The sequence below is a fragment of the Pseudomonas sp. RL_5y_Pfl2_69 genome, assembly GCF_963970465.1.
GTDB lineage: Bacteria > Pseudomonadota > Gammaproteobacteria > Pseudomonadales > Pseudomonadaceae > Aquipseudomonas.
Genome location: NZ_CAXAOU010000007.1, coordinates 276437 through 286700, shown reverse-complemented (window position 1 = coordinate 286700; position 10264 = coordinate 276437). Strand labels below are relative to the sequence as shown.

General features: G+C 58.8%; 10 protein-coding genes and 1 pseudogene. 4 read left to right on the top strand and 7 right to left on the bottom strand.

Annotation, left to right across the window (positions count from 1 at the left end; genetic code table 11):
* From AACY07_RS14680 to AACY07_RS14670, 3 genes and pseudogenes are all read right to left on the bottom strand, one after another.
* Window positions 1–186, bottom strand: a pseudogene (locus AACY07_RS14680) (urocanate hydratase); the annotation flags it as partial.
* A 316-nt stretch (window positions 187–502) separates the two neighbouring features.
* Window positions 503–1255, bottom strand: a complete 753-nt coding sequence (gene hutC / locus AACY07_RS14675; protein WP_133078497.1) for a histidine utilization repressor — start codon at window positions 1253–1255, stop codon at window positions 503–505.
* Window positions 1256–1389: 134 nt separating this feature from the next.
* Window positions 1390–2094, bottom strand: coding sequence for a YoaK family protein (locus tag AACY07_RS14670; protein ID WP_133078496.1), 705 nt, complete (start codon window positions 2092–2094; stop codon window positions 1390–1392).
* A gap of 259 nt (window positions 2095–2353) precedes the next feature.
* Between AACY07_RS14670 and AACY07_RS14665 the strand changes: the two genes are divergently transcribed.
* Window positions 2354–3028 carry a histidine phosphatase family protein gene (locus AACY07_RS14665; RefSeq protein WP_133078495.1) on the top strand — a complete coding sequence of 225 codons (675 nt, stop codon included), beginning with the start codon at window positions 2354–2356 and terminating at the stop codon, window positions 3026–3028.
* Window positions 3029–3044: 16 nt separating this feature from the next.
* On the opposite strand, the gene AACY07_RS14660 is transcribed toward AACY07_RS14665, so the two are convergent.
* Window positions 3045–3983, bottom strand: coding sequence for a DMT family transporter (locus AACY07_RS14660; protein WP_339475543.1), 939 nt, complete (start codon window positions 3981–3983; stop codon window positions 3045–3047).
* Window positions 3984–4120: 137 nt separating this feature from the next.
* Between AACY07_RS14660 and AACY07_RS14655 the strand changes: the two genes are divergently transcribed.
* Window positions 4121–5059 carry a LysR substrate-binding domain-containing protein gene (locus tag AACY07_RS14655; protein ID WP_339475542.1) on the top strand — a complete coding sequence of 313 codons (939 nt, stop codon included), beginning with the start codon at window positions 4121–4123 and terminating at the stop codon, window positions 5057–5059.
* The gene (locus AACY07_RS14650; RefSeq protein WP_133078492.1) at window positions 5056–5277 is read left to right on the top strand and encodes a YgdI/YgdR family lipoprotein; all 222 of its coding nucleotides are present in this window, start codon (window positions 5056–5058) and stop codon (window positions 5275–5277) included. The genes AACY07_RS14655 and AACY07_RS14650 overlap by 4 nt, the downstream gene beginning before the upstream one ends.
* Before the next feature lie 21 nt (window positions 5278–5298).
* Here the strand turns inward: AACY07_RS14650 and AACY07_RS14645 are convergent, their stop codons facing one another.
* Genes AACY07_RS14645 through AACY07_RS14635 form a run of 3 tightly spaced genes read right to left on the bottom strand, consistent with a single transcriptional unit; the run spans window position 5299 to window position 8065 of the window.
* On the bottom strand, window positions 5299–6591 hold the full coding sequence (locus tag AACY07_RS14645; RefSeq protein WP_339475541.1) for an NAD(P)/FAD-dependent oxidoreductase: 1293 nt from the start codon (window positions 6589–6591) through the stop codon (window positions 5299–5301).
* Window positions 6588–7244, bottom strand: a complete 657-nt coding sequence (locus AACY07_RS14640) for an amino acid ABC transporter permease (RefSeq protein ID WP_133078490.1) — start codon at window positions 7242–7244, stop codon at window positions 6588–6590. The genes AACY07_RS14645 and AACY07_RS14640 overlap by 4 nt, the downstream gene beginning before the upstream one ends.
* Window positions 7245–7303: 59 nt before the next feature.
* Entirely contained in the window at window positions 7304–8065 is a 762-nt protein-coding gene (locus AACY07_RS14635) for an ABC transporter substrate-binding protein (protein ID WP_133078489.1), read from the bottom strand.
* 169 nt (window positions 8066–8234) lie between these two features.
* Between AACY07_RS14635 and AACY07_RS14630 the strand changes: the two genes are divergently transcribed.
* Window positions 8235–9011 (top strand): IclR family transcriptional regulator, encoded by a 777-nt coding sequence (locus AACY07_RS14630; RefSeq protein WP_133078488.1) that lies wholly within the window; start codon window positions 8235–8237, stop codon window positions 9009–9011.
* Window positions 9012–10264 lie beyond the last annotated feature (1253 nt).

Here is a 10264-nt window from a genome sequence, read left to right as displayed (position 1 = left end):
GTTACGCGCTGCCCGGCCAATACCGCCATACACCACCAGCTCGGTCGGGTTCTCGGCCACTTGCGGGTCGAGGTTGTTCATCAACATCCGCAGCGGCGCTTCGGTCATCCAGCTTTTAGCAGTGAGCCGGGTGCCACGGGCGGCGCGGATTTCACCTTCACGGTGACGGTCATGGGCAGTTGTCATGGGCAGTCCTTCATAAAAAAGCATCAACGTCATACGGTGCAGTGCGGCAGGTGCGCACTTATACCAGCCTGTATGTACAAGTGAATGCAAGCGAAGGGCCAACACATAAACGGCAATGCGCCAACGGCCTGTTTTTCCTATGGAAAAATGTTACAAATCAGATAGTTAAAAAATTTTCAATTTTTGCGAAAAGAATATGTCGCACGAAAAAGCTGCATCAAGTTGCCGCAACTTTGTGCATCAACAGGCGGGAAGGTAACAAAAATGCACCAAAAGTAACGCGAGTAACACATCGTTACCCGCTATCAGCGACCCCTCAGTTGCCGCACTGGCCTTGCAGGCGATAGCGCGTGCCCGGGTACACCAGGCGGGCACACCCCACCATCCCTTGAGCCGCCCACGTGCGGCGGCGAATGAGCAGGCAAGGCTCGTTTCGCTTGACGTGCAGCAGGCGACACTCTGCAGATTTGGCATGAATGGCCTCTACCACATGCTCACCGCCGGTCAATGGCGCGAGGTTCATCAGGTAGGCATAGGCCGTGGTACGGGTGAAATCCTGCTGCAGGTACTCAGGTGCGATCTCGGCATTCACGTAGCGCTCTTCGATCTGCACCGGGACATCGTTTTCGTAATGCACCATCACCGAATGGAAGAACCGCTTGATACCGTCCAGTGCAAATGGCAGCACAGGCGTGACCTTGGCCGGGACTTCTTCGAGCACGATCACTTCACAGCGGTGCACGTGGCCACGGTCGGCGATCTCCTGGGCAATGTTATGAATCTCGAACAACGCCGCATTGCCTTTGGGCACTGCAACAAATGTCCCCACCCCTTGCATGCGCACCAGCAACCCTTCGATGGTCAGCTCACGCAGTGCGCGATTGATCGTCATGCGACTCACGCCCAACAGGGTAAGCAGCTCACTCTCGGAGGGCAGCTTGGAGTTGGGCAGCCAGGCGCCCGAACGGATTTTTTGCGCAATGGCCTGTTTGACGCGCGCGTACAGCGGCGCAGGACTCTCAATGGAGAATGACTCAAGGGATGAATTGTCATCGACTGACTTGGACACAACGACTCCTGTTGGCGGGTTGGGCATGCCAGGGGGCGTTCTCGATCAGTTTGCGCGCCGCACAAACTGATCGAGAACATCCCCTGATGCGCCGGGCCAGTTTACGCGCAGCGTGAGCGAAGAAAAACGGGCGTTTAGCGTGGCATGTAATCGCGTTGCCAGCGGCGCGGGATTCTCAACGACAGCAGCCCGAGCACGGCGGCAAAACCGGCACTGAACAGCATCGCCTTGAGCCCGAACCGTGTTTCCAGCAGCGCCCCCAGTACCGCCCCCAGCAGCATCCCGGTCCAGGGCACCAGCTGCACTCGCCAGCCGCTGCGTCGCTCGCCCAGCAGCCAGCGGCCCACCCCCCGGCCAAATCGCGATAACGCCCCGGTCACATAGGTCAGGCCCACCGGTAGCCCGTTAACCTGCTCCACCGCCGCATTGAGCATGCCCATCGCCACAATGGCCGCCAGCAACGCCGGCACTTGCGTGGCAAACGGCAGCAACGCCGCGGTACACAACAAGCCTGCGATCACCAGCATCAACGGCAACGCACGTCGCCCGCCCCAGCGCGCCAGCAACACCCCGAGGGCGTTGCCGACAATAAACGCCAGCACCGCAAACAACAGACGCACCACCAGACTCACGTCGCCCTCGCCTATGGCGACCGCCAGGCGCGTGGTGTTGCCGCTCATGAATGAAACAAAATCACCGGTGGCCAGAAAGCCGATGGCGTCGGTCATGCCCGCCAGTACCGACAAGCTGGCAACCATGCCCAGCCCCACCCGCCCGCGCCAGGCACGAACACGCACATGCACGGGGTTGCTCGGTTTTCTGAGTGGCGCTGGGAGCATGGCGAATGCCTCTGAAGAGTGACCCGACTAAAGAGAGAACGATTTTGTCATACAAAAAAGCCACCATAGCACTCGGCCTGTAGGACCATTCGCAATCTAGCGCAGGTAAAATCGAACCATATTTGAAAATGACATCTAATGATTGCTTGGACCAAGGATGAGAAACACAGGTGGTGTAGCAATGACAGGGATAAACACGCGGGCGATACGCTCGATGTGCCAGGCCAGTCAGCCTTAATGCGGTAAGTAGAAGACCCCCATGACCCAGTCTGTTTGGAAAAAATTTCGACTCAAACCCTACGCACTGGCGGCAATCCCGCTGTTACTGGTTGCAGGCGCCGTGACGCTGGCCGTACATGCGGATGATGTGTTTGCCCAGCCGGTAGACGGCGTACAAACCCTGGTGTTTATGCGTCACGCCGAAAAACCGGCCGACGGCCTTGGCCAGCTCACCTGCCAGGGGCTTAACCGCGCAATTGATCTGGCCACCCTGCTGCCGCAACGCTATGGCAAGGCCGACTACGTGTTTGCCGCCAACCCGTCGCGACAAGTGGAAGAAGGGGCTGATGATGACGCCTACAGCTACGTGCGACCGATGATGACCATCAACCCCAGCGCCATCAAGCTGGGCTTGCCGATCAACCTGGAGTACTCGGCCAACGACACCCGCGCACTGGCCAGGGAACTGACCGGCGACCAGTATCACAACTCCACCATCTACACCGCATGGTCCCACGGCTACTTGCCGGACCTGATCAATAACGTTGCCAGCCAGGCCCTGGGCAAAAAAACTTCGCTCACAGAAGACTGGCCCGGCAATGACTTCGACTCGTTGTACGTGCTGACCCTGACCTGGAAAGATGGCAAGGCCACCCTGCTCAGCCGCAGCGAAAAACAGGACCTCAACAATGGGGCCAAAACCTGCCCGAGCTGATCACCCCGCACCTCGATCACGGCGCGAGCATTGTCCGCGCCGGGGCATGGCAGCGCACCGCCCAACTGACACCGCCCAGCAGCAGCACCACCGCCAGAGCTTCTGAAAAGGTGGGCCAGCGTTGCAGGTACACAAAGCCATAGAACAGCGCGAAGACCGTTTCAAACACAATCAATTGCCCGCTCAGGGTCAGCGGCAGACGCCGGGACGACGCATTCCACATCCGATTGCCAAACCATGAGCCGAGCACGGCGCACGCCAGATTGACCATCCAGAACATCTGCCAGCGCTGATCACTGACCTCGACCGTCACCGCGTCCAGGGACAGTCCCTGGGCTACGCCCCAGATCAACAAGCCCAGCACACCGGTGGTGACGCCCCACAGGGTCGACCACTGCCCACTGTCAAACTGACTGTGCTTCAAATACCGCGCATTCTCGATCGCAAACCAGCTCCAGCACAGCAAGGCACCGATCCCGCACAGCACGCCCAGCACCTTGTCCCCCAGTGGCTGCTGCGACGTGCTGCCGAACAAGGCCTCGAGATTTATGCAAAGCACGCCGCCCAGCACCAGCAGCAACGGCCACGCCAGCCTTGCCAGTGGCACCGCTGCAGCATCGCGGCGCCCCAGCCAGGTAATGCTCAGGGGCAACACCCCCACAATCAAGGAAGCGGCGGCGATACCCACCCACTGAATCGATGCCGCCAGCAGCATGTAATAAATCAGGTTGCCCAGCAGCGCGAACTTGACCAGTGTCAGCACATCGCGCCGAGTCAGCTGGCCCAGCAAACGCCGGGCGTTGGGCAGCAACACAATCAGCGACACAGCCCCGTACACGATAAAACGCCCGCAACTGAGCAACAGCGGGCTGAACTCCGGCAACAGCTTGGGCACCAGAAACACCAGCCCCCACACGGCACCGGCCATGCCGGCATAGACTATCCCGCGTTTCATTCAAGACTCTCAAACTGATCAATGTCGAGTGAGCGTAAGCGGCCCTGCGATTTGGCACAAAAGATCATTTGGCATGCTGGCATTCCGTGCAGGAATGCCTTATACCGTCCCCCCCCACAACCTGCTTTAAGGTCTCTGTGAATCGCTACTCGAAAAACCTGCCCCCTCTGGACAGTCTGATCACCTTCGAAGCCGTCGCGCGCAATGGCAGCTTTACCCGTGCAGCGAGCGAACTGTGTTTGACTCAAAGTGCGATCAGCAAACAGATCCGGGCCCTGGAAGACAACCTCAAGCTCACCTTGTTTGAGCGCCAGGCGCGGGGCATTTGCCTGACCCAGGCCGGAGCAAGCCTGTTCAGCGAAGTCACCACCCTGCTCGAACGCCTGCAGCACAGCGTCAATCGGATCAAGGCAGCCCATGCCCCCAACTCCGTCACTGTGCTCTGTACCCATGCGGTCGCGCAGTTCTGGCTGTTTGCGCGATTGCTTGCGTTCAATACCGAGCATCCGTCAATCACGGTCAATATTCACGCCAGCAACGACATCCATGAATCCAGCGTTGCCGATTACGACTTCACGATTTTATACGGCGCCGGTCACTGGTCATCATTGAATGTCGAGCCACTGTTTGCCGAAAAGGTCTACCCTGTCGCCCGCACTGACCTGGTATTGGCCAGCGTCGATGAACCTGCCGACCTTCAAACATTGCCCCTGATCGAACTCGACGCCTCGGGATGGAACTGCATGGACTGGCACGACTGGTTCAAGCATTTCGGCCTGGAACACAAAGCCGATGCCAAGCGACCGACCTTCAATCAGGTCACGCTCGCCTATCAGGCAATCGTGCAGGGCATGGGGGTGGGGCTGGGTTGGGACTTTATGGTCAGGGACAAAATCGACAAGGGCGAACTGCGACGCGTGGGGCCCTTTGAATTTTTAAGCACGAATGCGGACTACCTGGCGCACTCTCGCCATAAAACGCTGTCAGATGCAGCAATTACTTTCCAGCGCTGGCTGCTCGACGACGCCCGGCGCGAACACTCTCCACTTTGCCAAGAGCTCAAGGTACACCCATGAAAATCAACGCTATCGGTTTACCCCTGCTTGTGGTTGCCTTGCTGGGACTGGCAGGCTGCGCAACCCCGAGCGTTGTGACCCTGCAAAACGGCACGCAATACCTGACCAAAGACCTGCCGGTTACCACGAACAAGGACGGCCTGTACGAGTTTGTGGACATTGCAGGCAAACACATCAAGGTCAGGGCTGCTGACGTCTCCAGCATCAAGTCTGATTGAAGATCGGCGCCAGCCCACCCCTCACCCGTTCAACGCATCCAGCAGCCGGTAATAGCTGATGCCTGCGGCCACATACAAGCGCTGAAGGCTATGGAAGGGAATTCTGCGAATCGGCGTCACCGGGAACGGGAAGTCATCGCTGGCTCCCGAAACACGGGCCGCGAGGTGCTTGCCCAGGGTGCTGGACATCGCAATGCCGCGCCCGTTATAGCCCATCAGAATTGACAGGCCCGGTTGCGGCTCATGCAGTTGTGGCAGCACGCTATGGTTGAGCGCCACACGACCGCTCCAGCGGTACTCAATCGCGACGCCCGCCAGCTGCGGGAACACGCTGATCAGCGAGCGTTCCAGGTGCGCCCAGTCTTCATTGCGACCCGGCTCGGCAAACGGCCCGCGACCACCCAGCAGCACCCGCCCCTGGGCATCCTGCTTGAAGTACAGCAACAGGCGCCGCGCATCCGAACACACTTCCCCACCAGGCAAAATGGTTTTGCGCAGCTCCGGCGAAAGCGGTCGCGTTGCAATCATGAAGCTGTTGGCCGCCAGCACGGTTTGCCGCAAGCCGGGCCATAAACCGTCGGTGTAGCCATTGGTGGCCAGCACCACCCGTTCAGCCGTGACGCTGTGGCCCTGGGCGGTGGTCAGTTGCCACTGCGTGCCGATGCGCCGTAGATCGGTCACCCGACTATCGCTGTGAATCATCGCTCCACGGCCCAGCGCCGATCTGGCCAGCCCCCGGGCGTAATTGAGTGGATGCAGGCTTCCCGCACGGGGGTCAACCCAGCCGCCCACGTAATTTTGCGTGCCGATGCGCTGGCAAACGGCACTGGCGTCCAGCAACTCAGCCGCCACACCACGCTGTTGCCATTGCCGGGCACGGTGTTCCAGGGTCTTCATCGTGGCACTGGAGTACGCGGGTTGAATCCAGCCCTTGCGGGTTGCATCGCACGCAATGCCGTACTCGCGAATCAGCGAAAACACTTCGTCTGCCGCCCCGCCGCACGCCTCAATAATCTTCTCGCCGCGGGCCGCACCAAAACGCTCGATCAGTTGATCCGGATCGTATTTGAGACCGGGAATGACCTGCCCGCCATTGCGCCCCGAAGCGCCCCAGCCTGGCTCCCCGGCATCCAGCACACACACGCTGACACCCGACTCGGCCAGGCGCAGCGCGGTCACAAGCCCCGTGTAACCGGCGCCGACAATGGCCACGTCCACGCGCTTGTTTTCGGCGAGCGCCTGGGTCATCGCAGCCGAGCGCGCCGTGGCGGACCAGAGCGAAGGCGGCAAGGTGAGTTTTGACGTTGCTTTCATGTACGCCTCCGCAGCGCAAAACGTCCTTCCAGACGACGCAAGCCATAAGACAGCGGCAAACTCATCGACAGATAGAGCAACGCAACCAGGGTGTAGACCGTCATGTTTTCGAAGGTCGAAGAGGCGATCAGTTGGCCTTGGCGCGTCATCTCGGCCACGGTGATGGTCGACACCAGCGAGGAGTCCTTGAGCATCATCACCAACGTGTTGCCATAAGGCGGCAAGGCAATGCGAAACGCCTGGGGCAGCACAATGCGGCGCATGATCATCAGGCCGCGCATGCCAAAGGATTCAGCTGCCTCGATCTGGCCAATATCGATGGCTTGAATGCCGGCCCGAAAGTTCTCGGCCTGATAGGCCGAATAGGCAATCCCCAGACCGATCACACCGGCCTGCATGGCGCTGAGCTGGATGCCAAAGTCGGGCAAGACGAAATAGATGTAGAACAGTTGCACGATGATCGGCAACCCGCGAATCACATTGACCACGCCAATGGCGAACAAGGCGACGGCACGGATTTTGGAAACCATCATCAGCGCGAACATCAGGCCAATCACTGAACTGAGCAGGAACGAACCCGCCGTGACCTGCACAGTGACCACTGCGCCTTTGAGCAGAATCGGAAGAAAGTCCAACGCGTCCTGGAGAAACATAAACTACCTGCACACCGCTACAAGAAGTGGCCCACCGCAGAGCGGGGGCCACAGAATCATCAGTTCAGCTTCCACTTCTCGATGATGCGCTGCAGCGAGCCGTCAGCCTTGATGGCGGCAATGCCCTTGTTGACCTGCGCCAGTTTCTCGGCGTCGCCTTGACGCATCACCAGGCATACATCACCCATCACGACCGGCACATAGGTGCTCGACAGTTTCACTTCCGGGTTTTTGCCCTGGGCCAACTGGTAAGCGATGATCGGACGATCGCCGAAAGCAGCCTTGATGCGACCCAGCTTCAGGTCACGCATCAGGTCAGGAATAGAGTCGTAGCTGCGCACTTCCTTGAAGCCGCCGTGCTTGTTCAGGGCGTCGAGGAATACCGTGCCCACTTGAGCACCGACCACTTCACCGGCCAGGTCATCCATGGTTTTGTATTCTTTGGGATCGTCAGTCTGGACGATCAGGCCTTCGCCATAGCTGAAAATCGGATCGGAATACTGCACAACCTTTTCACGCTCAGGGGTTTTGAGCATGGCGGCGGAAATCAGGTCAATTTTGTTGGTGGTCAGCGAAGGGATCAGCGCGGCAAACGTGGTTTGCTGGATCTCGGTGTCAAACCCCCCTGCTTTGCCGACGGCTTCAGCGGCGTCGACCATCATGCCCTGGATTTTTCCGCTCTTGATATCGAGGAAGGTGAACGGGATACCTGTCGCCGTTGCACCGACTTTATAGACAGGCTCTGCAACAGCACTGGCTGATCCAATCAGTCCGGCTGCCATTGCGCATACAAGCGTCAGTACTTGAAAAGGTTTGTGCATAGCGAATCTCCCTGTGGTCGCTTTTATTGTTGCGGGGCAGCATTTAACACCCTTGCACCCTCTGGTACAAAATGCCGCCATCGACTATAACCAATTTACTTAAATCGTAAAGAGATTTATAAATATCGCATATCGATATTTATAGGTCGAAAAAAGCCAAGGATGCGCCATGAGCGACAGCAACAACCCTCTTTTCAACCAGTCACTGGAAAAGGGCCTGGCCGTACTTCGCGGCTTCGGGGCAGCGCGGCGCACCATGACTCTGGCGGATATCGCGCAGGTTGCGGGCATCAGCAAAAGCTCGGCCCAGCGCATGGTGCATACCCTTGAAGAACTCGGCTATGTGCGTAAGCACCCGCAAAGCCGACGTTTCCAGTTAACGCCCAAGGTTATGGAAATCGGCTACAACTATTTAGCCGCCGACATATTGGTCGATGTCGCAAACCCCTACCTGGCCGAGCTCAACCAGATCACGGGCGAGACGGTCAACCTGACGGAGCCGGACGGCCTGGACATGGTCTATGTGTCCCGTTTTGTGGCGCCTAAATTTATCCCGATCCACATGCCCATCGGCAGTCGAATCCCGATGTATTGCACCGGGGGCGGTCGAGCCTATCTGAGTGGCCTGGGGGATGACGAAATTCGCCGTGTGCTGCAAGACAGCACGCTGGCTGAGCTGACCCGCTACACCCTGACGGATGCCACCGCCATTTTTGAGCGTGTGATCACCAGCCGCAATCAGGGCTATGCCACCAACAAGGAAGAAATGTTCCTGGGGGACATGACCATTGCCGCACCGATATTCAACAGCAACGGCCTGCCGGTTGCGGCCGTGCATGTGGTAGTGCCGAGCAGTCGCTGGAGCATGGAAGAAGCCGAAGATAAATTGGCCTCGACCGTTATCCAGTGTGCCCGCGGGATCAGCAATTCGATCAGAACTTTGTAGCGGTCCCCGGTAGGAGCTAGCCTGCTCGCGATGCAGCCGGACGTAGCCTCGCACAGCTCGTCAACTGCTACGTATTCCTTGTAGATACTCTGTTGCCAGCTGGCCTGTTTAGAGCAATGTGCTTCGCTAAACAGGTCGGCCTGTAGGCCGCCTCGGCGGGCAGTTGATCTTGTTTGTGCCAGTTATTTTGCGATGCGCCCGCAGCGATGCCGAGTACATATCCATTCGATGTGTCACGGCTCTCTACGGGTTCCGCCCTTACGGCGGGTCACTTTTTCCAGACGCCGAAAAAGTAACCAAAAAGGCTTGCCCTACCATACGGCCGCCTCGCCAAGGCTCGGTGGTGCCCTCACTCCGGCACTGTCATGGGGGCACGCCGCGACGGGCCATCCATGGCCCATCGCGGCTGGCGCGGCGTCCTGCCGCGCCACCCCCATAACAGCACCTGCGTTCGGCCTTCTGTGATGGGCATTCCCGTCGTCTGGACATGGGTGTGGCTCCAGCAAAAGCAAAAGCAAAATCCATCGCAGACGCCACAGAACCTTGCGCAAAACGTTTTAGCGCCAACATACAAGCCGCTGACGAGTAGTGCGAGGCTACGTTCGATCACGCAGCGGTCGCAAAACCGGAATACGCGGTTTACCTGATAAACCTGGGAGGCTGATTTTACGACGGCTACGCCGCCGATCGCAGCCTCGCACGGCTCGTCAGCGACTACAGATCGTGAATGCAATCCACCAACCAGGCCGGCCGGTCGGCCGCCTCGGCGGGCAGTGCTTTTGATCTGCCCGCCCCTTCGGGAGGCCGAGAGTAGGTTCTGCGTAGTGGGTCGACCGGCATGGATGCCGGGAGAGCCGTGTTGGGCCAGGGATGGCCCGTCACGGCGGGCCCACGGAGCGGGACCGGAGTGAGGGACACCTGAGCGCAGCGAGGGCCGTACGCAGGGGCGAAAGCGCTTTGGTTACTTTGCCGCTTTTGCAAAGTGACTCGCTGTAAGAGCGAAACCATCATTTCAGTTAACCGCGAATGCCGGATATGTACCCCGTGTTCCAGTTGTTTTGCGAAGCGCCCGCAGCTATGCCGAGTCCATATCCATTCGATGTGTCACGGCTCTCTACGGGTTCCGCCCTTACGGCCGCCTCGCCCAGGCTTGGTGGTTCCCTCACTCCGGCACTGTTATGGGCATTCGCGTCGTCTGGACATACGTGTGGCTCCAGCAAAAGCAAAATGCATCGCAGACGCCACAGAACCTT